Origin of the sequence: Caenispirillum bisanense (genome assembly GCF_039523075.1) — a bacterium.
Taxonomy (GTDB): domain Bacteria; phylum Pseudomonadota; class Alphaproteobacteria; order Rhodospirillales; family Rhodospirillaceae; genus Caenispirillum; species Caenispirillum bisanense.
On the sequence record NZ_BAAAEP010000001.1, the window covers coordinates 257,594 to 280,897 of the forward strand.

21 protein-coding genes are annotated in these 23,304 nt (G+C 70.0%); 14 read left to right on the forward strand and 7 right to left on the reverse strand.

The window, feature by feature from the left end:
- Positions 1 to 15: 15 nt before the first annotated feature.
- From ABD056_RS01230 to ABD056_RS01250, 5 genes are all read left to right on the forward strand, one after another.
- Positions 16 to 882 carry a biotin--[acetyl-CoA-carboxylase] ligase gene (locus ABD056_RS01230; RefSeq protein ID WP_343863609.1) on the forward strand — a complete coding sequence of 289 codons (867 nt, stop codon included), beginning with the start codon at positions 16 to 18 and terminating at the stop codon, positions 880 to 882.
- Positions 882 to 1,661, forward strand: a complete 780-nt coding sequence (locus ABD056_RS01235; protein WP_343863610.1) for a type III pantothenate kinase — start codon at positions 882 to 884, stop codon at positions 1,659 to 1,661. Before ABD056_RS01230 ends, ABD056_RS01235 begins: the two co-directional genes overlap by 1 nt.
- Positions 1,658 to 3,331, forward strand: coding sequence for a ribonuclease J (locus tag ABD056_RS01240; protein WP_343863612.1), 1,674 nt, complete (start codon positions 1,658 to 1,660; stop codon positions 3,329 to 3,331). Before ABD056_RS01235 ends, ABD056_RS01240 begins: the two co-directional genes overlap by 4 nt.
- Before the next feature lie 26 nt (positions 3,332 to 3,357).
- On the forward strand, positions 3,358 to 3,762 hold the full coding sequence (gene mce, locus ABD056_RS01245) for a methylmalonyl-CoA epimerase (protein WP_343863613.1): 405 nt from the start codon (positions 3,358 to 3,360) through the stop codon (positions 3,760 to 3,762).
- Positions 3,763 to 3,945: 183 nt separating this feature from the next.
- A complete protein-coding gene (locus ABD056_RS01250; RefSeq protein ID WP_343863615.1) occupies positions 3,946 to 4,731 on the forward strand; it encodes an SGNH/GDSL hydrolase family protein in 786 nt (261 codons plus the stop codon).
- A gap of 48 nt (positions 4,732 to 4,779) precedes the next feature.
- Here the strand turns inward: ABD056_RS01250 and ABD056_RS01255 are convergent, their stop codons facing one another.
- Together ABD056_RS01255 and ABD056_RS01260 are read right to left on the reverse strand one after the other, a co-directional pair.
- Positions 4,780 to 7,161 (reverse strand): glucose/quinate/shikimate family membrane-bound PQQ-dependent dehydrogenase, encoded by a 2,382-nt coding sequence (locus ABD056_RS01255; RefSeq protein ID WP_343863616.1) that lies wholly within the window; start codon positions 7,159 to 7,161, stop codon positions 4,780 to 4,782.
- 87 nt (positions 7,162 to 7,248) lie between these two features.
- Positions 7,249 to 8,160, reverse strand: coding sequence for a LysR family transcriptional regulator (locus ABD056_RS01260; RefSeq protein ID WP_343863618.1), 912 nt, complete (start codon positions 8,158 to 8,160; stop codon positions 7,249 to 7,251).
- A gap of 411 nt (positions 8,161 to 8,571) precedes the next feature.
- Between ABD056_RS01260 and cimA the strand changes: the two genes are divergently transcribed.
- The 3 genes from cimA to bluB are packed head-to-tail and all read left to right on the forward strand — an operon-like array spanning position 8,572 to position 11,743.
- Positions 8,572 to 10,167, forward strand: a complete 1,596-nt coding sequence (cimA, locus tag ABD056_RS01265) for a citramalate synthase (protein ID WP_343863620.1) — start codon at positions 8,572 to 8,574, stop codon at positions 10,165 to 10,167.
- 29 nt (positions 10,168 to 10,196) lie between these two features.
- The gene (locus ABD056_RS01270) at positions 10,197 to 11,072 is read left to right on the forward strand and encodes an RNA methyltransferase (RefSeq protein WP_343863622.1); all 876 of its coding nucleotides are present in this window, start codon (positions 10,197 to 10,199) and stop codon (positions 11,070 to 11,072) included.
- 2 nt (positions 11,073 to 11,074) lie between these two features.
- On the forward strand, positions 11,075 to 11,743 hold the full coding sequence (gene bluB, locus ABD056_RS01275) for a 5,6-dimethylbenzimidazole synthase (RefSeq protein ID WP_343863623.1): 669 nt from the start codon (positions 11,075 to 11,077) through the stop codon (positions 11,741 to 11,743).
- A 64-nt stretch (positions 11,744 to 11,807) separates the two neighbouring features.
- Here the strand turns inward: bluB and ABD056_RS01280 are convergent, their stop codons facing one another.
- The 3 genes from ABD056_RS01280 to ABD056_RS01290 form a co-directional block, all read right to left on the reverse strand.
- Positions 11,808 to 12,071: a hypothetical protein gene (locus tag ABD056_RS01280; protein ID WP_343863624.1), complete on the reverse strand. Its 264-nt coding sequence runs from the start codon at positions 12,069 to 12,071 to the stop codon at positions 11,808 to 11,810.
- Between the two features lie 106 nt (positions 12,072 to 12,177).
- Complete coding sequence (locus ABD056_RS01285; protein ID WP_343863626.1) at positions 12,178 to 12,459, reverse strand: hypothetical protein; 282 nt, start codon at positions 12,457 to 12,459, stop codon at positions 12,178 to 12,180.
- A gap of 229 nt (positions 12,460 to 12,688) precedes the next feature.
- Positions 12,689 to 13,849: a HEAT repeat domain-containing protein gene (locus tag ABD056_RS01290; RefSeq protein WP_343863628.1), complete on the reverse strand. Its 1,161-nt coding sequence runs from the start codon at positions 13,847 to 13,849 to the stop codon at positions 12,689 to 12,691.
- Between the two features lie 309 nt (positions 13,850 to 14,158).
- On the opposite strand from ABD056_RS01290, the gene ABD056_RS01295 reads away from it, so the two are divergent.
- The 4 genes from ABD056_RS01295 to ABD056_RS01310 are packed head-to-tail and all read left to right on the forward strand — an operon-like array spanning position 14,159 to position 18,958.
- Positions 14,159 to 15,757, forward strand: coding sequence for an ABC transporter ATP-binding protein (locus ABD056_RS01295; RefSeq protein ID WP_343863630.1), 1,599 nt, complete (start codon positions 14,159 to 14,161; stop codon positions 15,755 to 15,757).
- Positions 15,747 to 16,859, forward strand: a complete 1,113-nt coding sequence (locus tag ABD056_RS01300) for an ABC transporter permease (RefSeq protein WP_343863632.1) — start codon at positions 15,747 to 15,749, stop codon at positions 16,857 to 16,859. The genes ABD056_RS01295 and ABD056_RS01300 overlap by 11 nt, the downstream gene beginning before the upstream one ends.
- Before the next feature lies 1 nt (position 16,860).
- The gene (locus ABD056_RS01305) at positions 16,861 to 17,781 is read left to right on the forward strand and encodes an ABC transporter permease (RefSeq protein ID WP_343863634.1); all 921 of its coding nucleotides are present in this window, start codon (positions 16,861 to 16,863) and stop codon (positions 17,779 to 17,781) included.
- Positions 17,782 to 17,839: 58 nt separating this feature from the next.
- Positions 17,840 to 18,958, forward strand: coding sequence for a BMP family ABC transporter substrate-binding protein (locus tag ABD056_RS01310; RefSeq protein WP_343863636.1), 1,119 nt, complete (start codon positions 17,840 to 17,842; stop codon positions 18,956 to 18,958).
- 117 nt (positions 18,959 to 19,075) lie between these two features.
- On the opposite strand, the gene ABD056_RS01315 is transcribed toward ABD056_RS01310, so the two are convergent.
- On the reverse strand, positions 19,076 to 20,353 hold the full coding sequence (locus ABD056_RS01315; RefSeq protein WP_343863638.1) for a nucleotide sugar dehydrogenase: 1,278 nt from the start codon (positions 20,351 to 20,353) through the stop codon (positions 19,076 to 19,078).
- Positions 20,354 to 20,590: 237 nt separating this feature from the next.
- Between ABD056_RS01315 and ABD056_RS01320 the strand changes: the two genes are divergently transcribed.
- The gene (locus ABD056_RS01320) at positions 20,591 to 21,148 is read left to right on the forward strand and encodes a DNA-3-methyladenine glycosylase I (RefSeq protein ID WP_343863640.1); all 558 of its coding nucleotides are present in this window, start codon (positions 20,591 to 20,593) and stop codon (positions 21,146 to 21,148) included.
- Positions 21,149 to 21,376: 228 nt separating this feature from the next.
- Here ABD056_RS01320 and ABD056_RS01325 read toward each other — a convergent pair whose 3' ends face one another.
- Positions 21,377 to 22,666, reverse strand: coding sequence for an NCS2 family permease (locus tag ABD056_RS01325; RefSeq protein WP_343863642.1), 1,290 nt, complete (start codon positions 22,664 to 22,666; stop codon positions 21,377 to 21,379).
- Positions 22,667 to 22,774: 108 nt separating this feature from the next.
- Here ABD056_RS01325 and ABD056_RS01330 point away from each other — a divergent pair, with 108 nt between their 5' ends.
- Positions 22,775 to 23,293, forward strand: coding sequence for a hypothetical protein (locus ABD056_RS01330; RefSeq protein WP_343863644.1), 519 nt, complete (start codon positions 22,775 to 22,777; stop codon positions 23,291 to 23,293).
- Positions 23,294 to 23,304 lie beyond the last annotated feature (11 nt).

The following is a 23,304-nucleotide window of genomic DNA, read 5'->3' on the forward strand; positions in this document are numbered from 1 at the left end:
GAGGAGAGGCGACCGTTGTCTCAACCCGTGCTGCCGCCAGGGTGGCGGCTGGCGTCCCACGCGACGCTCGACAGCACCAACGCGGAACTACGCCGCCTCTCCGACCGGAGAGGCGGTGCCGCGTCTGCGGGGACCGGCGGCTTCGCGCCGGCGGCCGCGGCGTCCTGCGATGAAGGGCTGATCGTCCAGGCCGACGTCCAGACCGCCGGCCGCGGCCGGTGCGGCCGGGCGTGGGACAGCCCCTCCGGCAACCTCTATTGCTCCACGCTGGTGCGGGTGGGCGGCGCCTACGGCGAGGCCGGGCAGCTGGCCTTCGTGGTCGGCGTCGCCATGCACGAGGCGCTGACGGCGCTCGCCCCCGGCCTGCCCATCGCGCTCAAGTGGCCCAATGACCTGCTGCTGGGCGACGGCAAGCTGGCCGGCATCCTGCTGGAGACCTGCTTCGAACCCAGCGAGCCGCCCGGCTACGGGTTCGTCATCGTCGGCACCGGCGTCAATCTGGCGCAGGCCCCGGCCGCCGCCGCCGCCCTCTATCCCACCGCCACCCTGGCGGGGGCAGGGGTGGCCGTGGCGCCGCTCGACCTGCTCGGGCTTTATGCCGAGGCGCTGGCGGCGTGGCTGGTGCGCTGGCGGACGGAGGGCTTCGGCGTCGTGCGCGACCGCTGGCTGAGCGCCGCCCATGGCGTCGGCGGGCCGGTGACGGCGCGGCTGGCGGACGGGCAGGAGCTGCCCGGCACCTTCGCCGCCCTGGATGCCGACGGCGCCCTGGTGCTGCGGCTGGCCGACGGCTCCACCCGCCGCATCCTGGCCGGCGACGTGTTCTTCGGCCCGAAGCCGCCGCCCGCGCCCCCTGCGACCCCCACGCCGACGGGAGAGGGCTGATGCTGCTCGCCATCGATTCCGGTAACACCAACACCGTCTTTTCCGTGTTCGACGGCGACGAGGTGAAGGGCGAATGGCGCGCCTCCACCGCCACCGACCGCACCGCCGACGAATACGGCGTGTGGCTGACCCTGCTGCTCGGCACCGCCGGGATCACGCCGGCGGACATCAAGGCGGCCATCATCGCCACCGTGGTGCCGGCCAATGTCTTCACGCTGAAAAGCGTCTGCCGCCGCTACTTCGACTGCGAGCCGCTGGTGATCGGCGAGCCGGGCGTCGACCTTGGCCTCACCATCCGCCTCGACCGGCCGGAGGAGGTGGGGGCGGACCGGCTGGTGAACGCGGTCGCGGCCCATGCCCGCTATCCCGGGCCGCTGATCGTCATTGATTTCGGCACTGCCACCACCTTCGACGTGGTGGCGGCCAACGGCGACTATCTGGGCGGCGCCATCGCGCCCGGCATCAATCTGTCGCTGGAAGCGTTGCACATGGCGGCGGCGAAATTGCCGCGCATTGCCGTCGGTCGCCCCAAGTCGGTGATCGGCAAATCAACCGTGCCGGCGATGAAGTCCGGCGTTTACTGGGGCTACGTGGGCTTGATCGAAGGGCTGGTGCGCCGCATCTGCGATGAAATGGGAGCCGCCATGACCGTGGTGGCGACGGGCGGCCTGGCGCCGCTGTTCATGGAAGCGACCGATGCGATCCACCATCTCGACCAGGATCTGACCCTTCGGGGCCTTCTTGAAATCCACCGCAGAAACGTCAAGGGAAGAGTGTGACCAACAACAACGACAAGGACTTCACGCCGCGCAACGAGCTGTGGTTCGTCCCGCTCGGCGGTTCGGGCGAGATCGGCATGAACCTCAACCTCTATGGGTGCGAGGGCAAGTGGATCATCGTCGACATGGGCGTCAGCTTCGGTGACGACAGCGTGCCGGGCGTGGATGTGGTCATGCCCGACCCGTCGTTCATCGAGGACCGCGCCAAGGACCTGCTCGGCATCGTCATCACCCATGCCCACGAAGACCACCTGGGCGCCGTGGGCTACCTGTGGCCGTGGCTGAAGTGCCCGGTCTACGCCACGCCCTTTGCCGCCACCTTCCTGGAAACCAAGCTGCAGGAAGAAGAGCTGCTGGGCGAGGTGCCGCTGAACGTGGTGCCGCTGGGCGGCCGCATCGAGCTGGGCCCGTTCGACATCGAGTTCGTGTCGCTCACCCACTCGATCCCCGAGCCCAACGGCCTGGCCATCCGCACCCCCTACGGCATGATCTTCCACACCGGCGACTGGAAGCTCGACCCCGAGCCGGTGGTCGGCCGCGATGCCGACATCGCCCGCCTGAAGGCGCTGGGCGACGAGGGCGTGCTGGCGGTGGTGTGCGATTCCACCAACGTCATGAACCCCGGCCATTCCGGGTCCGAGGGCGCGGTGCGCGACAGCCTGGCGCAGCTCATCGGCCGCTATGACCGCAAGGTGGCGGTGGCCTGCTTCGCCTCCAACGTGGCGCGGCTGGTGACCATCATCAACGCCGCCCGCGACAATCACCGCGAGGTCTGTCTGGTCGGCCGCAGCCTGTGGCGCATCGTCGATGTCGCCCGCAAGACCGGCTACCTGAGCGAGAGCCTCAACTTCCTGGAGGCCGACGAGGCCGCCAACCTGCCCGACAACCGCGTGCTCTACATCTGCACCGGCAGCCAGGGCGAGCCGCGGGCGGCGCTGAACCGCATCGCCTGGCAGTCCCACCCCTCGGTGCGCTTCGGGCGCGGCGACGTGGTGCTGTTTTCGTCCCGCGTCATTCCGGGCAACGAGCGCGCCATCTTCCGGCTGCAGAACCAGCTGGTGCGGCTCGGCTGCGAGATCGTCACCGACCGCGAGCATTTCATCCACGTCTCCGGCCATCCGGCGCAGGACGAGATGCGCGAGATGTACGGCTACCTGCGGCCGCAGATCTCCATCCCGGTCCACGGCGAGCGCCGCCACCTGCACGAACACGAGAAGCTGGCCCGCGAATGCGGCGTGCAGCAGGTGGTGGTGAACGAGAACGGCGGCATCGTCCACATCGGCCCCGGCGAGGCGGAAGTGCTGGGCCATGTGCCGACCGGGCGGCTGGTGCTCGACGGCGACCGCATCGTGCCCATCGACAGCGAGATCCTGCGCGACCGCAAGCGCATGGTGCAGAACGGCGCCGCCGTCATCACCATCGTCATGGACGCCCGCGGCAAGCTGCTGGCCGACCCGTTGGTCACCACCCACGGCCTGTTCGAGCCCGACGAGGACGAGGACGAAAGCGTGCTGGTGGAGGTGGTGATGACCGCCCTGCGCCGCCTCAGCCCCGACGACCGCCGCAACGACGAGGCAGTGGCGGAAGCGGCCCGAATCGCGCTACGTCGGACCTTCCAGGCCGACCAGCGCCGCAAGCCGCTGACCGACGTGCATCTGGTGCGCCTGTAACATCACCATCGGGAGGGTAGAGGGACATGATCGGACGCTTGAACCACGTCGCCATCGCGGTGCCGGACCTGGAGGCCGCCACCGCCGTTTACCGCGATGTGCTGGGCGCCAAGGTTTCCGCGCCGGTGCCGCAGCCGGCGCACGGGGTGACGGTGGTGTTCATCGAGCTGCCCAACACCAAGATCGAGCTTCTCCACCCGCTGGGAGAGAAGTCGCCGATCCAGGGCTTCCTCGACAAGAACGCCTCCGGCGGCATTCACCACGTCTGCTATGAAGTGGACGACATCTATGCCGCCCGCGACAAGCTGAAGGCCGACGGCATGCGGGTGCTGGGCGACGGCGAGCCGAAGATCGGCGCCCACGACAAGCCGGTGCTGTTCCTCCACCCGAAGGACTTCAACGGCACCCTGGTGGAGCTGGAGCAGGCGTAAGGCCTGGTGCAGCAAGGGAAAAACGACGGCGCCGCGGGCTTTCGCCCCGGCGCCGTTTGTCCTTTCCGCGCCGGCACGCTGTGACAACGTCTGCCGCCGCTCTCGAAACATTTACCCCTGATTAATCACAGCGGGCCACTCTCGCGCCGCCAGACGCAACCGCCAGAGAGAGTGAGAGCCCCCATGTCGCAGACCCGCCGCCTCGCCGCTGCCGTCATCGCCGCGGCCATTGCCTCCGTCATCACCGTTTCGGCCGCCGCCGCCGCGCCGCTGGCACCGTCGGAGCGGTGCGCCGTCGCCGCCCCGGCCGTCGCCTATCCGCCGCTGCCGCACGTGGCCCGGCTGGTGACCGAGGGCAAGGAGGTGCGCATCGTCGCGCTCGGCTCCTCCAGCACCTCCGGCACCGGCGCCAGCAGCGCCGCCGCCACCTATCCCGCCCAGCTGGCCGGTCTTCTCGCCGCCGGCCGTCCGGCGGTGAGCGTCCACATGGTCAACAGCGGCATCGGCGGCGAGACGGTCGCCATGAACATGGCCCGCCTGCAGCGGGATGTGCTCGACCACGACCCCGATCTGGTGATCTGGCAGCTGGCCACCAACGACGTGTTCCGCAAGGTGCCGCGCGACACCTACATGGACCAGGCCCGCGATGGCATCCGCCGCATGCAGGCGGCCGGCGCCGACATGGTGCTGATGGAGCCGCAGTACGTGCCCACCCGCGCCAGCGATGCCGCCTATGTGGAGTCGGTGGCGGCGGTGCGGGCGCTGGGGGCGGAGTTCAAGCTGCCGGTCATCACCCGCTTCGACTTCATGAAGGTGTGGCTGGACGACGGCCGCTTCACCGTGGAAGACATGCTTTCCGCCGACGGCCTGCACATGACCGATGCCAGCTACCGCTGCCTGGCGGAACTGGTGGCGGGCGTCATCGCGCCGCCGGCCGTCACCGCTGCCAAGGCCGCCGCCGGCGGCTGAACTCTCAAGGCCGCCGCCGGCGGCTGATCTCCCTCTCTTCCTTCTCCCTCACTGCGGCGCCGGCAGGGCGTAGGCGATGACCGAATCGCCCGCCTTGGTGCCGAGCGAACCATGGCCGCCGGCCGCCACCACCACGTACTGGCGGCCGTCGTCGCCCTGGAAGGTCATGGGCGTCGCCTGACCGCCGGCCGGCAGCCGCGCCTTCCACAGTTCGGCGCCGGTGGCGACGTCGTAGGCCCGCAGGTAGTAGTCGATGGTGCCCGACAGGAAGGCGACGCCGCCGGCGGTGACCAGCGGGCCGCCCAGGCTCGGCACCCCCATCTCGAAGGGCAGGGGCAGCGGCGCCTGATCGCGGACGGTGCCGTTGCGGTGCATCCAGACGATCTCGCCGGTGGTCAGGTCGGCGGCGGAAACATAGCCCCACGGCGGCTGCTCGCACGGCAGGCCGAGGACGGAGGTGAACGGCTCCAGCTCCACCGCATAGGGGGCGCCGAAGTTTTCGTTCAGGGCCGGCAGCTCGCCTTCCGGCTCCTTCGGGTTGACGTAGAGGGTGGTGTCGTCGGCGCGCGGGATCAGGCGGGAGGTGAAGGCGAGGTAGGCCGGCGTGGTGAACACCAGCTGCCGGTCCGGGTCCACCGCCACGCCGCCCCAGTTGAAGACGCCGAAGTTGCCGGGGTGGATCAGCGACCCTTCCAGCGACGGCGGCGTGAACCGGCCCTCGTAGCGCAGGCGATGGAAGGCGATGCGGCAGGCCAGTTGGTCGAAGGGCGTCACCCCCCACATGTCGGCCTCGGTCAGCGGCGGCGGCGCGTAGGAGAGGGCAGAGGCCGGCTGGGTCGCCGCCGTGAAATCTCCCTCCACCGCCCCTTGCGGCGCCGGTTCCTGCTGCACCGGCAGGATGGGCTCGCCGGTGCGGCGGTCGAGCACGTAGAGGTCGCCCTGCTTGGTGGGCTGCACCAGGGCCGGCACCACCTCGCCGTTCAGGGTCAGGTCGACGAGCGTCGGCTGCGACGGCACATCGTAATCCCACAGGTCATGGTTGACGGTGCGGAAGTGCCAGCGCGGCGCCCCGGTTTCCACGTCGAGCGCCACCACCGACGACGAGTATTCCTCCACCGCCTCGCTGCGATCGCCGCCGAACTGGTCCGGCGGCTGGTTGCCGAGCGGCACGTAGACCAGCCCGAGCCCTTCGTCGACGCTGGAGATGGCCCAGCTGTTGGGGGAGTTGGGGGTGTAGGTCTCGCCCTCGGGCAGCGGTTCGGTGCGGTCGGGGCGGGCCGGGTCCCACGCCCAGACGATGGCGCCGCTGCGCACGTCGAAGGCGCGGATGACGCCCGACGCCTCGCTGGTGGAGACGTTGTCGAGCACGGTGCCGCCGATGATCACCAGGTCGCGCGTCACCACCGGCGGCGAGGTGGAGTAATAGGCGCCGGGGCGGACGTTGGGCATGTTCTGCCACAGGTCGATCTCGCCGTCGGTGCCGAAGTCGGGGCAGCGGTCGCCGGTTTCGGGCGACAGGGCGATCAGCCGGCCGTCGGCGGTCGGCATGAACAGGCGCTCGCGGCAGGGCGCCTCGGCGGCGGCGGCGGGGTCGAGGTGATAGGCGAGGCCGCGGCAGGTGAGGTGCTGCAAGGCCAGGCCCTGCCGCACCTCCGGGTTCATGGTCCACACCTCGCGGCCGCTGTCGGCCTCCAGGGCGATCACCCGCTGGTGCGGGGTGCAGAGATAGAGGCGGTCGCGGATCTTCAGCGGCGTGACCTGGAAGGTGGTCTCCTCCGGTTCCCAGTCGGCGCCGCGGATGTCGCCGGTGTTGTACTCCCACACCTTTTCAAGCTGGCCGACGTTGGCCGGGGTGATCTGCGCCAGGGGGCTGTAGCGCTGGCCGTAGGAGGTGCGGCCGTAGGCGTGCCACTCGCCGGGCGGCACCGGCCCGGCGCCGGCCTCGCCCTCCGCCCCGACGGCGGTGCCGGGGCCGGCGTCGGCGAAGCGGCCCTCCAGGCGGTGGGGGTCGGTCATCCATGACGCCACCGCGACCGCCAGCGCCACCAGCAGCGCCCCCGCCAGGGGCAGGGCGGGGCGGCCGGCGGGGGCGGTGGGGATGACCGGGCGGCGCACCCACGGCAGCAGCAGCAGGACGCCGAGGACCACGATCAGGCTGCCGCGCGGCGCCAGCGCCCACCAGTCGAGCCCCACCTCCCACAGCGCCCAGACGAGCGTGCCGAGCACCAGTGCGGCATAGACCCACAGCGCCGCCCCCTGGCCGCGCCCGAGCAGGATGCCGCTCAGGACCAGGGTGAGCCCGGCGATCAGGTAGTACCACGAGCCACCGAGGGCGATCAGCCAGCCGCCGCCGCCGGCCAGGGCGAGACCGGACAGCACCAGCACTCCGGCCATGACCACGGTCGCCGGGCGGGAGGATGTGGCAGGCATGGAAACCCCTCTGCGGCTGCACGGGAACACGTGTGCAGCAAACGCAGCATGCGCCGCTACGTTGCAGGGGCGGGAACGGCGCGGCTCCTACTGCGCCGCGCGCATGGCTTCCGTCGCCTCCAGCAACTGGGCCAGCAGCAGGCGGGCGGGCACGGTGAGGGCCTCGCGGTCGCGCATGGTCACCACCAGGTCGCGGCGGGCCCAGCCGTCGGTCAGGGGCACGGCGACGATGTTCATGCGGCCGGTGTGGGGCAGCACGCAGCCGGCCGGCAGCACGGCGACGCCCAGGCGGGCCTCCACCAGCCGCATGACCGCATCGAAGCTGGTGACGGTCAGGCGCATGCGCAGGTCGGCCTTGGCTTCCTGCGCCGCTTCCGACAGCAGGGCGCGCAGGGAACAGTCGTCGCGCAGCACCACATGCTCGTAGGCGAGCAGGTCGCGGAACTCCACCGCCGTCTGGGCGGCGAGCGGGTTGTCGGCCGGCAGCACCGCCACCAGCTGGTCGCGGCGGTAGGGGATGCTCTCCAGCCCCGGCGGCAGGTCCACATGCACCGCGTGCAGGCCGAGGTCGGCGACGCCGTCCAGCACCGATTGCACGACGCGGATGCTCGGCATCTGCTCGACCCCGACGGTGATGCCGGCATGGGCGGCGGAGAAGCGCGCCAGTTCCTCCGGCAGGTGCAGCAGCAGGGCGGAGGTATTGGCGGCGATGCTCACATGGCCGCGCAGGCCCTCGGCGAACTCCGACAGCTCGCCCTGCATGCGGTCGATGATGGCGAACAGGCTGCGGGCATGGCGCACCAGGGTGGAGCCGGCGGCGGTGGGGGCGACGCCCTTGGGGTGGCGCAGCAGCAGCGGCGTGCCGAGCGCCGCCTCCAGATCGGAGATGCGCTTGGAGACGGCGGAGGCGGCGATGTGCTCGCGCTCGGCGGCGCGGGCGATGTTGTTCTCCTCCACCACGGCGAGGAACAGCTTCAGGGTCACGAGGTCGTAGCGCATGGCAATCTCCGGCGCGGGGGCGGCGGCCTTGGGTGGTCCTTACATCGCGCGTCCGATCAGGCGGCGCAACAGGCGGCCGAGGGCGGCCAGGCGGTCGGCCTCGGCACGGTCGACAAGGGCGGCCAGCCGCGGGTCGGCGGGAACGGGCAGGGTGGTCATGGCGAAGCTCCTGTACCGGGGATCCGGGAAACCGGGGGCGACGCCGCAGGATCGGCCGATTGCGTGTCTGCATACAGCTTGCGCCCGCTGCTGCCATCGCGCAAACCACGGTTCGGAAGGTTTGCCATCGCCAACCGCGACGGCACCCGCCGCCGGCCCGGCCGCCGCCTCCACACCGGGGCTTGGCAGGGGGGCGCCGGTGGGGCATTCTCCGCCTCTCCCGAAACGAACCAGGCGAGCCAGGGCCCTGCGATGACCGACGACATGCGCGTCTACATCTACGACAGCACTCTGCGCGACGGCGCGCAGACGCACGGTGTGGATTTCTCCGCGGCCGACAAGGCGGCGATTACGCGCGAACTGGACGGCATCGGCATTGACTACATCGAAGGCGGCTGGCCCGGCGCCAATCCCACCGACGACGCCTTCTTCAAAAGCCTGCCGGAAACCAAGCGTGGCCGCATCTCCGCCTTCGGCATGACCCGGCGCGGCGGCCGCTCGGCCAGCAACGATCCCGGCCTGACGGCGGTGGTCAATTCCGGCGCCCCGGTGGTGACGCTGGTGGGCAAGAGCTGGGACTTCCAGTGCACCGTCGCCCTGGGGGTGGAGCTGGACGAGAACCTGCGCATGATCGCCGACAGCATCGCCCACGCCCGCACGGTGGCGCAGGAGGTGATGTTCGACGCCGAGCACTTCTTCGACGGCTACAAGGCCAACCCGGACTACGCGCTGTCGTGCATCAAGGCGGCCCATGACGCCGGCGCCCGCTGGGTGGTGCTGTGCGACACCAACGGCGGCACCCTGCCGCACGAGGTGTCGGAGATCGTCGGCCGGGTGACGCAGGTGGTGCCGGGCAGCCATGTCGGCATCCACTGCCACGACGACACCGGCAACGCCGTCGCCAACAGCCTGGCCGCCGTGCGTGCCGGCGCCCGCCAGATCCAGGGCACGCTCAACGGCCTGGGGGAGCGCTGCGGCAACGCCAACCTGATTTCCATCATCCCGAGCCTGATGCTCAAGATGGGCTATACCACCGGCCTGACCCTGGACGACCTGAAGGGGCTGCAGAAGCTGTCGCGGTCGCTGGACGCCCGCCTGAACCGGGTGCCCGACCGCGGCGCCCCCTACGTCGGCGAAAGCGCCTTCGCCCACAAGGGCGGCCTGCACGTCTCGGCGGTGGCCAAGGACCCCAAGTGCTATGAACACGTCGAGCCGGAAAGCGTCGGCAACCGCCGGCTGATCCTGGTGTCGAACCAGGCCGGCCTGTCCAACCTGCTGGCCCGGTTCGAGGAAATCGGGATGGAGGTGGACCGCAAGGACCCCCGCCTCAGCCACCTCATCGAACTGGTGAAGGAGCGCGAGTTCCAGGGCTACGCCTACGACGGCGCCTGGGCCAGCTTCGAGCTGCTGGCGCGGCGGATGCTGGAGGACGTGCCGGAATACTTCAAGGTCGACGCCTTCCGCGTCATCGACGAACGGCGCTGGAACGCCAAGGGCCAGCTCATCACCCTGTCGGAGGCCATCGCCAAGCTGACGGTGAAGGGCGAGCGGGTGATGTCGGTGGCCGAGGGCGACGGCCCGATCAATGCGCTCGACGCCTGCCTGCGCAAGCTGCTGCTGCCGCGTTACCCGCAGCTGAGCGACCTGCGGCTGGTGGACTTCAAGGTCCGCATCCTCAACCCCGATGCGGCGACGGCGGCGGTCACCCGCGTCACCATCGAAAGCGCCGACGGCTCCGGCACCCGCTGGACCACGGTGGGCGTTTCCGAAAACATCATCGACGCGTCGTTCGAGGCGCTGTCGGACAGCATCAACTTCAAGCTCTACCGCGACGGCGCCACCGCCTGACGGCGGCGCCCGCAAGCCAGACGGGACCCATGGCTGGAACAGACCGTACCAGGGCGCGGGAGGCGGTGCTCGACCCGCTCGCGCCCGTGATCATCCTCGACCGCCCGCAGCTGGGCGAGAACGTCGGCACCGCCGCGCGGGCCATGCTCAACTGCGGCCTGACGCAGATGCGCCTGGTGCAGCCGCGCGAGGATCACCTGGGGGAGAAGGCGGTCGCCGCCTCCTCCGGCGCGCTGGAGGTGCTGGAGCAGGCGCAGGTGTTCGACACGCTGGAAGAAGCGGTCGGCGACCTGCACCGGGTCTATGCCACCACCGCCCGCCGCCGCGACATGATCAAGCCGCTGATGACGCCGAAGCGCGCCGCCGAGGACATGCACGCCCAGGCGGCGCTGACCCAGCGCACCGGCATCCTGTTCGGCAAGGAGCGCACGGGGCTGGAGAACGACGCCCTGGCCCTGGCCGACGTGATCGTCGAGGCGCCGCTCAACCCGGCGTACTGCTCCCTCAACCTGGCGCAGGCGGTCCTTCTGATGGGGTATGAATGGTACCAGATCAGGATTGATCCGCCGGCCGAGATCCTGGTCACCAATCAGACCAAGGTCGCCAGCAAGGACATGGTGTTGCGGATGTTCGCTCACCTGGAGGCTGAACTGGATGCCAGCGGCTTCCTGCGGGTGCCGGACAAGCGCCCGTCGATGGTTAGGAATATTCGCAACCTGTTCTGGCGTGCTACCCTGACCGAGACCGAGGTACGGACCCTGCACGGCATCATCAAGGAGCTGCGCTGGGGCCGCCGGCCGGACCAGCCGCCCTACAGCGGCCGCCAGACCCCGTCGGAGGTCGGCGAGGAGGCCCTGGCCGAGGCGGCGCGTGCCACGGATGGAGGCAGCGACAGCAAGGAGTGAGCATGTCCGTCGAGCAGACCCGCCGCCCCCAGGCGGTGCCCCGCTTCGATCCCGCCTTTCGCGAGCGTCTGAAGGACCTGATCGCGTGGCGGCGCGACATCCGCCACTTCAAGCCCGACCCCGTCGACCCGGCCCTGGTGGAGGAGATGATCAACCTCGCCTGCCAGTCGCCGTCGGTGGGCAACAGCCAGCCCTGGCGCTTCGTGCTGGTGGACGACCCGACGCTGCGGGTGCGGGTGCGGGCCAACTTCGCCGCCGCCAACTCGGAAGCCCTGCACGAGTACGAGGGGGAACGCGCCCGCCTCTACGCCACGCTCAAGCTGTCCGGGCTGGATCAGGCGCCGGTGCAGATTGCCGTCTTCTGCGATCACACCAATGCGGTCGGCGGCGGGCTCGGCTCGCGCACCATGCCGCAGACCCTGGCCCATTCGGTGGCCGGGGCGGTGACCCTGATGGCGCTGGCGGCGCGGGCGTGGGATCTCGGCATCGGCTATGTCTCCATCTTCGATCCGCAGCGCCTGTGCGAGGATCTGGAGGTGCCGCCGGACTGGGAATTCGTCGCCTACCTGTGCGTCGGCTGGCCCGCCATCCCCGAGGATCTGGTGCCCGAACTGCAGCGCCGCGGCTGGCAGGACCGGCTGGACTACCGCAGCTTCATCCACCGGCGCTGACGGCGCGGGGACGAGGCAGAGTGGCTAGAGTTTCAGACGAAAATCTTCGGCGGAGCTGCAGTTGCTACCGCTTGCTGTCTCTTTGAGGCAGTTCTTGCTTAGGAGGTTCTTCTATGGCGAGGAACTGATCTCGTAGGGCGTCGATCTTCCCATCAAAAATCCAGGTAAAGAGTGCGATAGCGCCACTGAGTACAATCCCGACGCCAATGACGCCGACGCCCAAGCCCTTCGCCCAACCCACGGCCGTACTGGCCCGCGACTCCAGTGTCTCCACCTTGGTAGTCAGCGTCCTAAGATCATCCGACACCCGCTCAAGCGCCGTGCTCATCTTACCCATTTCCCACATCACGAAGCGGATATCGCTCGTGGGGTGGAGGTCTCGAGGCGACGATTCCGGAAACTCGTGCGGCGTTGCGTCCTCAGGCGACGAGGGCCTACGCGCCATCAGAATGACTCTCCCACTTGGTCTTCACCCAGTCCCATATGTTGGTGGGTGCTCTACCGTAGTAGCTACCGATCTTGGTTACCACCGCCGAGCCTGATTTACCACTCGTTATCCCCAGCTTATCCGACAGCTCTTTGGCAGTGCAGTCGTCGGCGACCAGCCACGAATCGGCGGTCAGGCGCAGATGGTCCTTCTGGTAGGTCTTGGCAATGGCGCTGTCCAGCTGGTCGCCCTGATCGGCCCGAACGCCAACTATGAGAAAGACCGCCATGCAAACCCCCAGAACCCGTTGTTCGACTTGACGATAGGTCCGATGCCCGTGGGCTGTCCACCGGCCAATCGTCGTCACCTCATAAGGTAGCCGGGCTTCCCCGGCAACAGTGGCATGAACGGGGAAGTCCGCCTCGGGGCTCCTGCCTTGTTTGACAGATATCGCTTTTGGCTTGTGATAGCGCAGCACGTAACCCAGTAGACCGACGCTTGAGGCCAAACAGGCGTCGTCACCAGTCCTCCGCCGCCGCTTCCGCCAGGGCGTCGAGGGCCTGCTGCGCCGCCTCGGCAACGCGGCTGTCCTCGTCGGCGGCCAGTTCGCGCAGCACCGGCGCCGCCGCCAGATCGGCCAGCTTCTCCAGCGCCTCGCACACCGCCGCCCGTACCTCCGGCTTGCGGTCGCGGCCGAGGCGGCCGAGCCAGGTGACCGCGGCGCGGCCGTCGATCTGGCCCAGCGCCGCCACGATGGCCAGCCGGCCGGGCAGGTCGGCCCGTTCCGCCGCCCGGCCGAGCAGCACCGCCGTATCGTCATCGGCCACCGGCACCAGCGCCGTCGCCACCTCCGGCAGGTCGAGCGGGGTGGCGGTGGGCAGCCATGCTTCCAGCGCCTGCTTGCCGCCGCGCAGGGCGAGGCCGCCGAGCGTCAGCGCCGCCGCCCGCGCCACCGCCGGGGCCGGATCGGTCAGCAGGCCTTCCAGCGCCGCCGCCGTCTCCCGCAGCCGCAGGGCGCGGGCGAGGCGGCAGGCGGCGGTGCGCACGGCGGCATCCTCGTGCCGCAGGTGACGGCGGGCGAGCGGCGCCGCCGGGCGGTGACGGACGGCGGCCAGCACCTCCAGCGCCAGCGCCAGCGACTCGGACGACAGCGCATCCAGGGTGGCGAGGTCGGTGACCGCCGTGGCGCAGGCGGGATCGGCCACCCGCGCCAGCGCCCGCAGGGCGGCCCGCATCGCCGTCGCCGCCGCCTCGCGGTCGAGGCCGGCGAAGCGGTGGGCGAGGCGCAGCAGCACCGGCCGCGCCGCCCGCGCCCGCATCCTTTCCAGGGCATCCGCCAGGGCGACGAAGGCGGCCATGGCCGGGCGGTCGGCATCCATCAGGGCGGCGAGGCGGTCCATCAGCGCGGCGGTCGGCAGGGCGGCCAGCGACTCGTCGACGGTCGGCGGTGGTTCGGCGACCGTAGTGGCGCCGCCGGCCGCCACTGCCGCCTCGGGCGCAGCCTCCGGCGGCCGTAGGGCAAGGGCAGGGCGGCGCGGCCAGGCGAACAGGTCGCCCTGGGTGCGGGCGCCCTTGCCGCGCCGCCCGCCGCCGCCGCGCTTGCCGGCGGCGGCGGGCGCGGCGGCACGCGGGCGGCTGCCGGCGGGGCGGGGCGGTTCGGGCAGGGGAAGGAGGTCCATGGCGGGCATCCTGCAGCGGGTGCGTTCGGTGTCTGTTCCTGCGGGGGATCATGGCGGGGAGGAGAACATTCTGTCAACATGCCCGCTGTTTGGGCGCGCTCTGCCTCGGCTTCGGGCAGGTGCGGCGGCGACCCTGACCAAACGGACGAAAAAGTGTAACCCGCCTGCCTGCAAGCGATTGGCACGGCCCATGCAGCACGCTAAAAGGAAGCGATGACGGAACGCCGGGAGCTTTCCCGGCCGGTCCGGCCGAGCCGCCCACCGCGCCCCCGTTCCGGCCTTTGACCCGGCCGTTGTCATGGAAGAGGCATGTCCCCCGAGCCCCGTACCGACGCCGACCCCAGCGAGTCCGCGGCGCCGCCCCGACTGGCTTTGCGCGGCATCACCAAGGTTTTCCCCGGCACCATCGCCAACAAGGACGTCTCCCTGACCCTGGAGGCGGGCGAGATCCACGCCCTGCTGGGCGAGAACGGCGCCGGCAAGTCGACGCTGGTGAAGATCGTCTACGGCCTGCTGCAGGCCGATGCCGGCGACATCCTGTGGGAAGGGCGGCCGACCGTCATCGCCAGCCCGGCGGCGGCACGGCAGCTGGGCATCGGCATGGTGTTCCAGCACTTCTCGCTGTTCGATTCGCTGACGGTGGCGGAGAACGTGGCGCTCGGCACCGGCGACCGCACCCCCATCCGCCAGCTGGAAGACCGCATCCGCGAGGTCTCCACCCACTACGGCCTGCCGCTGGACCCGCGCCGGCCGGTGCATGCCCTGTCGGTGGGCGAGCGCCAGCGGGTGGAGATCGTCCGCTGCCTGCTGCAGGACCCGCGCCTGCTGATCATGGACGAGCCGACCAGCGTGCTGACGCCGCAGGAAGCCGAACAGCTGTTCGAGACCCTGCGCCGCCTGCGCGCCGAGGGCCGCACCATCCTCTACATCTCCCACAAGCTGGAGGAAATCCGCGCCATCTGCGACCGCGCCACCATCCTGCGCGCCGGTCAGGTTGTGGATGCGGTCGACCCGCGGGAGAAGACGGCGCGCCAGCTGGCGCAGGCCATGATCGGGTCGGACTTCGCCACCCCGGCGCGGGCCGCCGCCGCTGCCGCCGAGGCCCCGGCCGGCGAACCGCTGCTGGTGGTGGACCGCCTCAACCTCGCCTCCGCCACGCCCTTCGGCACCGATCTGGTGGACGTGTCGCTGACCGTGCGGGCGGGAGAAATCCTCGGCATCGCCGGCGTCGCGGGCAACGGCCAGTTCGAGCTGCTGTCGGCGCTGTCGGGCGAGACCCTGGTGCAGGATGCCCGCAGCGTCCGCATCGACGGCGCCCCCTCCGGCCACCTCGGCCCGCGCCGCCGCCGGGCGCTCGGCCTCGGCTTCGTGCCGGAGGAACGCCTTGGCCGCGGGGCGGTGCCCGACATGAGCCTGGCGGAAAACGCCCTGCTGTCGCGCGGCGGCCAGGACGACATGGTCAGCGGCGGCCTCATCAGCTTCCGCAAGGCCCACGGGCTGGCGGAACGCATCATCGCCGCCTACAACGTGGTCGCCGGCAACGGCACGCGGGCGACGGCCAAGAGCCTGTCGGGCGGCAACCTGCAGAAGTTCATCATCGGCCGCGAGATCATGCGGAAACCCCGCATTCTCATTGCCGCCCATCCCACCTGGGGCGTCGATGCCGGCGCCGCCGCCGCCATCCATCAGGCGCTGCTGGACCTGCGCGACGAGGGGACGGCGGTGCTCATCGTCAGCCAGGATCTCGACGAGTTGTTCGTGCTGTCCGACCGCATCGCCGTCATGAGCCACGGCCGCCTGTCCGAAAGCCGCCCCGCCCACGAGGCGACGGTGGAGCAGATCGGCCTGCTCATGGGCGGCGTGTTCGAGACCTCCGACTCCTGGGAGGCCTCCGGCCATGCGTCTTAAGCTGGAAGCCCGGTCCCACACGCCGCAGGCGGTGGTCTACCTGACCCCGGTGCTGGCGGCGTTGCTGACGGCGCTGGCCGGCGCGCTGCTGTTCGCCGCCCTGGGGTATCCGCCGCTGGAGGCGCTGCACGCCTTCTTCGTGCAGCCGCTGTCGACGGCCAACGGGCTGGCGGAAATCGGCGTCAAGGCGACGCCGCTGGTGCTGATCGCCATCGGCCTGTCCATCGGCTTCCGCGGCAACGTCTGGAACATCGGCGCCGAAGGGCAGCTGGTGATGGGCGCCGTGGCCGGCGGCGCGGTGGCGCTCGCCTTCTACGAGGTCGAAGGCTGGTGGCTGCTGCCGCTGATGACCCTTGCCGGGGCACTCGGCGGCATGGCCTACGGCGCCATTCCGGCGCTGCTGAAGACCCGCTTCAACGCCTCGGAAATCCTCACCAGCCTGATGCTGACCTATGTCGGCGTGCTGTTCCTCAGCTATCTGGTGCATGGGCCGCTGATGGACCCGCAGGGCTTCAGCTTCCCGCAGAGCCGCCTGTTCCACGACGACGCCCTGCTGCCGACGCTCGGTTACACCCGCCTGCACCTGGGGGCGGCGGTGGCGCTGTTCGTGGTGCTGGCCGGCTGGTTCGTCATGGCGCGGACGCTGATCGGCTTCCAGATCAAGGTCATCGGCCTGACCCCGGCGGCTGGCGGCTATGCCGGCTTCAGCCAGAAGCGGGTGGTGTGGCTGAGCTTCCTGGTGTCCGGCGGGCTTGCCGGCATGGCCGGGCTGTTCGAGGTGGCGGGCCCCATCGGCCAGCTCACCCCGTCCATCTCGCCGGGCTACGGCTTCACCGCCATCATCGTCGCCTTCCTCGGCCGCCTGCATCCGGTCGGCATCCTGCTGGCCGGGCTGCTGATGGCGCTGTCCTACCTGGGCGGCGAGACGGCGCAGATCGAACTGGGCCTGCCGCTGGCCATGACCGGCGTGTTCCAGGGCATGCTGCTGTTCTTCCTGCTCGGCGCCGACGTCTTCACCCGCTACCGCCTGCGCATCGGCTCGCCGAAGGCCGCCGTCGCCGCCGCCAAGGCCGCGCCCAAGCCCGCCGAGGAGGGCGCCTGACATGGACCTGCTGGTCAACTTCATCGTCATCATGCTGGGGGCGGCGACGCCGCTCATCTTCGCCGCCATCGGCGAACTGGTGGCGGAAAAGTCGGGCGTGCTGAACCTGGGGGTGGAGGGGATGATGCTGATGGGGGCGGTGGCCGCCTTCGCCGTCACCCTGACCACCGGGTCGCCGCTGCTCGGCCTGCTGGCGGCCATGGCGGCGATGACCGCCATGGCGCTGATCTTCGGCGTGCTGACCCTGTCGCTGCTGGCCAATCAGGTGGCGACGGGCCTTGCGCTCACCATCTTCGGCATCGGCCTGTCGTCCTTCGTCGGCCAGGGCTTCGTCGGCAAGCCGGTGCAGGCGGTGGCGGCGGTGGACCTCGGCTGGCTGACCCAGCTGCCGGTGGTCGGCCGCGTGCTGTTCGGCCAGAACCCGCTGGTCTATCTGGCGCTGGCGGTGGTGGCGGCGGTGGCGTGGTTCCTCTACCGCACCCGCGCCGGCCTGATCCTGCGGGCGGTGGGCGAAAGCCACCATGCCGCCCATGCCATCGGCTATCCGGTCATCGCCATCCGCTATGGCGCGGTCGCCTTCGGCGGTGCCATGGCGGGGCTGGGCGGTGCCTACCTCAGCCTCGCCTACACGCCCATGTGGGTGGAGAACATGACCGCCGGCCGCGGCTGGATCGCGCTGGCGCTGGTGGTCTTTGCCACCTGGCGGCCGTGGCGGGTGGTGGCCGGCGCCTGGCTGTTCGGCGGCGTCACCATCCTGCAGCTGCACGCCCAGGGCGCCGGCGTCGCCGTGCCGTCGCAGCTGATGAGCATGCTGCCCTATGTCGCCACCATCGTCGTGCTGGTGCTGATCTCGCGCGACGAGACCCGCATCCGCATGAACGCGCCGGCCTCCATCGGCAAGCCTTTCCACCCGGAACGCTGAGCCCGCCCCGTTCCGGGACGACGTTTACCGCCTGTCTCTGCAGAGGAGAGCATTGGGGATGAGTGAGAAGAGCTGGAACATCACCCGCCGGACCGTTCTCGGCCTGGCGGCCGGTGCGGTTGCCATCGGCGCCGCCATGGTCGGTCCGTTCGCCGGCAGCGCCCAGGCTGCGGACCCGCTCAAGGTCGGCTTCGTCTACGTCGGCCCGATCGGCGACCACGGCTGGTCCTACCAGCACGACCAGGGCCGCCTGGCGGTGGAAAAGCACTTCGGCGACAAGGTGAAGACCACCTACGTCGAGAACGTGGCCGAAGGCGCCGATGCCGAGCGCGTCGTCAACCAGCTGGCCCAGTCCGGCCACAAGCTGATCTTCACCACCTCGTTCGGCTTCATGAACCCGACCGCCAAGGTCGCCAAGCGCTACCCGGACGTGAAGTTCGAGCACGCCACCGGCTACACCCGCGCCGACAACCTGGCGACCTACTCCGGCCGCTTCTATGAAGGCCGCTACCCCAGCGGCATCATTGCCGGCCGCATGACCAAGTCCAACACCATCGGCTACATCGCGCCCTTCCCGATCCCGGAAGTGGTCAGCGGCATCAACGCCTTCGTGAAGGGCCTGCACGCGGTCAACCCGGACGCCAAGGTCAAGATCATCTACGTCAACGCCTGGTACGATCCCGGCAAGGAGCGCGAGGCGGCCGAGACCCTGGTGGCCCAGGGCGCCGACGTGCTGGTGCAGCACACCGACTCCGCCGCCCCCATGCAGCTGGCGGAAGAGAAGGGCCTGACCGCCTTCGGTCAGGCGTCGAACATGGCGCAGTTCGGCCCCAACGCCCAGGCGACCGCCATCGTCGACGACTGGAGCGGCTACTACATCGAGCGCGTGCAGGCGGTCATGGACGGCACCTGGACCAGCGGCGACGTCTGGGGCGGCCTGGACAGCGGCATGGTCGCCCTGGCCGACTACGGCCCGAAGGTTCCGGCCGAGGTGCGTGAGGAAGTGGACGCCGTGGTCGCCAAGATCAAGTCGGGCGAGCTGCACATCTTCACCGGCCCGATCAAGGACAACCAGGGCGTGGAGCGCATCAAGGCCGGCGAAACCGCCACCGACGAGCAGCTGCTGTCCATGGACTGGTACATCGAGGGCATCGACGCCCAGCTGCCGAAGAAGTAAGGACGCCCCGGCGTCCTGACCGCGCAGGACGGACGAAGGCCGGTGCCCGTCGGGCACCGGCCTTCGTTGTTGAAGCGCCCCGTCGGCGCCTCTCCCCTTTCTCCCATGCGATGCGACTTACAGCTGCCAGACCAGACGGTCGGCCGGCATGGTCATCTGACGCCACATGCCCTTGATGTCGGCGATCACGCCGCCCGGCGCCACCAGACGGTCGAACACCTCCGCCGTGAAGCCCTTGTAGCTGTCGTGCGGCACGGCGCCGATGAGGGCGTCGTAGCCGGTGAGCCCGTCAAGGGTGCGCTTCAGCTCGATCTGGTAGTAGCGGGCGGCTTCGTCGGTGTCGGCCAGCGGATCGTGGACGTCCACCAGATGCCCCTTGGCGCGCAGCTTCTGGATGATGTCGACCACGCGGGTGTTGCGCAGGTCCGGCACGTTCTCCTTGAAGGTCAGGCCGAGCACCAGGACGCGGGCATTCTCCCGGTCGCTGCCGAGGCGTTCCATCACCTGGTCGGCGATGTAATGGCCCATGGCATCGTTGACCTTGCGGCCGGACAGGATGATTTCCGGGTGGTGGCCCAGCATGCTGGCGCATTCGGCCAGATAGAACGGGTCGACGCCGATGCAGTGGCCGCCCACCAGGCCGGGCTGGAACTTGAGGAAGTTCCACTTGGTGGCGCTGGCTTCCAGCACGTCATGGATCGACAGGCCCATGCGCTGGAAGATCATGGTGATTTCGTTGATGAAGGCGATGTTGATGTCGCGCTGGGCGTTCTCGATCACCTTGGCGGCCTCGGCGGCCTTGATGGAGGCGGCGCGGAACACGCCGCCGGTGGTGACCTTGCCGTAAACGTCGGCCAGCTGCTCGGTCACCGCCGGGGTCTGGCCGGCGATCACCTTGGTGATGCGCTCCACGGTGTGTTCGCGGTCGCCGGGGTTGATGCGCTCCGGGCTGTAGCCGAGGAAGAAGTCGGTGCCGCAGGTGAGGCCGGAGAAGCGCTCCAGCAGCGGGCCGCAGATCTCCTCTGTGACGCCGGGGTAGACGGTGCTTTCGAACACCACCGTGGCGCCCTTGCCCATGACGTCGGCGACCGTGCGGCAGGCCTTGCGCACCGGGTCGAGGTCCGGCTTGTTCCACTGGTCCACCGGCGTCGGCACGGTGACGATGAAGACGTCGCTGCCGCGCATGTCCTCGGCATCGGTGGTGGCGTGCAGGGTGGTGGTGCGCATGGCGTCGGCCTCCACCTCGCGGGTGCGGTCGTGGCCGGCGCGCAGCTCCGCCACGCGGCTCGCGTCGATGTCGAAGCCCACCGTCGGGAAGTGGCGGGCGATGGCGACCGCCAGCGGCAGGCCGACGTAGCCAAGGCCGATGACGGAGATCTTCTTGCTCGCGGACATGCGCGGTTCCCCTGGGAAGTCGTGGCACAGGTGAACCGGGTGTAGCACGCACCCCGCAGCCGCAATATTTGGCCTGTATTGGTACGCCGCGCGGCCTAATCCGGCCTGATCTTATCCGTCGGAGCCTTCAATTGGCCGGAAGAGGCATGGTCCGTCCCGTCCGGCCGCGTCGCTATGGCGCTGGACAGGCGCCGCCGGCGCGGGGTCTGATGGCGGACGGCCGAGGGAGGACTGTTCATGAGCGGTTACTGCGACGCGGCGCCGGGCCATCCGGTCCACGGGCCCTACCACGACAACGAATACGGCGTACCCGTTACCGACGACCGCGTGCTGTTCGAGCGCCTGTGCCTGGAGGTGTTCCAGGCCGGCCTGTCGTGGCTGCTGGTGCTGAACAAGCGGCCGACCCTCAACGCCGCCTTCGCCGACTTCGACCCCGCCGTCGTCGCCCGCTTCGACGATGCCGACCGCGCCCGGCTGCTGGCCGACCCCGGCATCATCCGCAACCGCCTGAAGGTCGACGCCACCATCGAGAATGGCCGCCGGGTGCTCGCCCTGCAGGCGGAGCACGGCAGCTTCGCCGCCTGGATCGAGATGAATCACCCGCGCGACAAGGACCAGTGGGTGAAGCTGTTCCGCAAGACCTTCAAGTTCATGGGCGGCGAGGTGGTGAACGAGTTCCTCATGAGCATCGGCTATCTGCCCGGCGCCCATCGCCCCGACTGCCCGGCTGCCCTGCGCATCGCTCCCCTCGACCCGCCGTGGATGCGGGCGCGGGCGGCGGAGCGGGTGGGGTGATGGTGGCATTGAAAAAGGCGGAACCTGCGGTTCCGGGCGCATTGAAAAAGGCCGGAACCTGCGGTTCCGGCCTGCGCCGTTTTCGGCGTCGTTTCAGCGGTGCCCCGCCGGCCGCTTGCGCGGCGTCCTCCCTAAACCTGAGCCGTTGCAGCCCTTCATCAATGGCATGACGGTACGCAACTTTAAGACACTTGTCACCACATTTTTGACAATATGTGTCCTACCGCCTTAGAGGTAGGCGAATTTCATTACGAACAGCGCAGCCACCACCACTCCCACGGGATGCAGGTCGCGCCACTTGCCCGACGCGAGCTTGATGACGACGTAGCTGACGAAGCCGAATCCGATGCCTTCCGAGATGCTGAAGGTCAGCGGCATGGCCAGCGCCGTCACCACCGCCGGGGCGAATTCGGTGACGTCGTGCCAGTCCACCTCCCGCAGCGAGCCGGCCATCAGGCAGGCGACGTAGACCAGCGCCGCGGCAGTGGCATAGGGCGGCACGGTGGCGGCCAGCGGCGCCAGGAACAGCGCCAGCAGGAACAGCACCGCCACCACCACCGCCGTCAGCCCGGTGCGGCCGCCGGCGCGGATGCCCGACAGGCTCTCGATATAGCTGGTGGTGGTGGAGGTGCCGAGGCCGGCGCCGACCACGGTTGCCGTGCTGTCGGCCAGCAGCGCCCGGCTGAGGCGGGGCAGGCGGCCGCGCTCGTCCAGCAGTCCGGCGGCGTGGGAGGTGGCGATCAGCGTGCCGGCGGTGTCGAACATGTCGATGAACAGCAGCGACAGGATGACCGTCACCAGCGCCACCTCGAAGGCGCCCCACAGGTCCAGCTGCAGGAAGGTGGGGGCGAGACTCGGCGGCAACGAGGCGATGCCGGCCATGTCCTGCAGGCCGAAGGCGACCGCCAGCGCGGTGGAGGCCAGGATGCCAAGGATGATCGACCCCGGCACCCGCCGCACGTCCAGCGCGACGATGATGACGAAGGCGATGAAGGCGAGAATCACCGGCGCCGAGGTCAGGTCGCCGGGGCCGACGAAGGTGGCCTCGTTGGCGACGATGATGCCGGCGTTGCGCAGGCCGATGAAGGCGAGGAAGAAGCCGATGCCGGCGGCGATGGCCATCTTCTGGCTTTGCGGGATGGCATTGATGATGACCTCGCGCACCTTGAAGATGCTCAGGCCGACGAACAGGATGCCCGACCAGAACACCGCCCCCAGCGCCACCTGCCACGAATAGCCCATGCCGAGCACGATGGAATAGGCGAAGAAGGCGTTGACGCCCATGCCCGGCGCCAGCGCGATGGGGTAGTTGGCGACCAGCCCCATCATGGCGGAGCCGAAGGCCGCCGCCAGGCAGGTGGCGACGAAGGCGGCGCCGGGGTCGATGCCAGCGTCGGCCAGGATGCCGGGGTTGACGAAGATGATGTAGGCCATGGTCAGGAAGGTGGTGAGGCCGGCCACCACCTCGCGGCGCACGGTGGTGTGGTGGGCCGTCAGCCCAAACAGGCGGTCGAGCATGTGCGGGGGGCTCCAGGTCTGGCGGTTGCGGCGGCGGCGCCGCAACCCTTCCTTAAAGAAGCGCGGCCCACACTGGGGCAGCGGCTACACGCTCAAGGGGTAACGACGATGAGGCGTATGGGGATGCTGACGGCGCTCGCGGTGCTTGCAGCCGGGCTTGCCGCCGGCGTGGCGGGGGGCGGCGCGGCACCGGCCGCGGCGGCGGAAGTGGAGGCGACCGACGACGGGCCGCTGCGCATCACCATCACGCCGCTCGACTGCCCCGCCATCGACCAGGGCATCACCTACCGCCAGCCGCCGGGGGTGGCGTATGAGCCGGGGGTGGACGTCCACGGACGCGCCGTGGCGCCGGCCGACGTCGGCGGCGGCTACCGCATGGACCTGCCGGAGGAAATCTCGTTCTACATCGGCCTCGACCTGGGCGAGCGGCTGCAGGGCCGGGTGCCGGAGGCGGCGCGCGGCGCCCTGCAGGCGGAGACGGTGCTGGGCGCCGTCACCATCCGCGACGGCATCGTCTACTGGAACGGCGAGCCCATGGAACCCTCCGTACAGCGCGAACTGCGGGAGGCCTGCCGCACGCTGGAGGCGCAACGGCGGGCCGCCCGTCAGCGTTCGATGCAGCGGTAGCCTGCCCCGAT

What these genes read in the sequence shown, in the direction of transcription:
- mce (WP_343863613.1), top strand. Translation starts at nt 3,358, where the DNA reads ATGATCGGACGCTTGAACCACGTCGCCATCGCGGTGCCGGACCTGGAG.
- ABD056_RS01255 (WP_343863616.1), bottom strand. Translation starts at nt 7,161, where the DNA reads ATGCCTGCCACATCCTCCCGCCCGGCGACCGTGGTCATGGCCGGAGTG.
- ABD056_RS01250 (WP_343863615.1), top strand. Translation starts at nt 3,946, where the DNA reads ATGTCGCAGACCCGCCGCCTCGCCGCTGCCGTCATCGCCGCGGCCATT.
- ABD056_RS01270 (WP_343863622.1), top strand. Translation starts at nt 10,197, where the DNA reads ATGGCTGGAACAGACCGTACCAGGGCGCGGGAGGCGGTGCTCGACCCG.
- ABD056_RS01260 (WP_343863618.1), bottom strand. Translation starts at nt 8,160, where the DNA reads ATGCGCTACGACCTCGTGACCCTGAAGCTGTTCCTCGCCGTGGTGGAG.
- ABD056_RS01330 (WP_343863644.1), top strand. Translation starts at nt 22,775, where the DNA reads ATGAGGCGTATGGGGATGCTGACGGCGCTCGCGGTGCTTGCAGCCGGG.
- ABD056_RS01305 (WP_343863634.1), top strand. Translation starts at nt 16,861, where the DNA reads ATGGACCTGCTGGTCAACTTCATCGTCATCATGCTGGGGGCGGCGACG.
- ABD056_RS01320 (WP_343863640.1), top strand. Translation starts at nt 20,591, where the DNA reads ATGAGCGGTTACTGCGACGCGGCGCCGGGCCATCCGGTCCACGGGCCC.
- ABD056_RS01285 (WP_343863626.1), bottom strand. Translation starts at nt 12,459, where the DNA reads ATGGCGGTCTTTCTCATAGTTGGCGTTCGGGCCGATCAGGGCGACCAG.
- ABD056_RS01235 (WP_343863610.1), top strand. Translation starts at nt 882, where the DNA reads ATGCTGCTCGCCATCGATTCCGGTAACACCAACACCGTCTTTTCCGTG.
- ABD056_RS01325 (WP_343863642.1), bottom strand. Translation starts at nt 22,666, where the DNA reads ATGCTCGACCGCCTGTTTGGGCTGACGGCCCACCACACCACCGTGCGC.
- bluB (WP_343863623.1), top strand. Translation starts at nt 11,075, where the DNA reads ATGTCCGTCGAGCAGACCCGCCGCCCCCAGGCGGTGCCCCGCTTCGAT.
- ABD056_RS01280 (WP_343863624.1), bottom strand. Translation starts at nt 12,071, where the DNA reads ATGAGCACGGCGCTTGAGCGGGTGTCGGATGATCTTAGGACGCTGACT.
- ABD056_RS01300 (WP_343863632.1), top strand. Translation starts at nt 15,747, where the DNA reads ATGCGTCTTAAGCTGGAAGCCCGGTCCCACACGCCGCAGGCGGTGGTC.
- ABD056_RS01295 (WP_343863630.1), top strand. Translation starts at nt 14,159, where the DNA reads ATGTCCCCCGAGCCCCGTACCGACGCCGACCCCAGCGAGTCCGCGGCG.
- ABD056_RS01315 (WP_343863638.1), bottom strand. Translation starts at nt 20,353, where the DNA reads ATGTCCGCGAGCAAGAAGATCTCCGTCATCGGCCTTGGCTACGTCGGC.
- cimA (WP_343863620.1), top strand. Translation starts at nt 8,572, where the DNA reads ATGACCGACGACATGCGCGTCTACATCTACGACAGCACTCTGCGCGAC.
- ABD056_RS01290 (WP_343863628.1), bottom strand. Translation starts at nt 13,849, where the DNA reads ATGGACCTCCTTCCCCTGCCCGAACCGCCCCGCCCCGCCGGCAGCCGC.
- ABD056_RS01310 (WP_343863636.1), top strand. Translation starts at nt 17,840, where the DNA reads ATGAGTGAGAAGAGCTGGAACATCACCCGCCGGACCGTTCTCGGCCTG.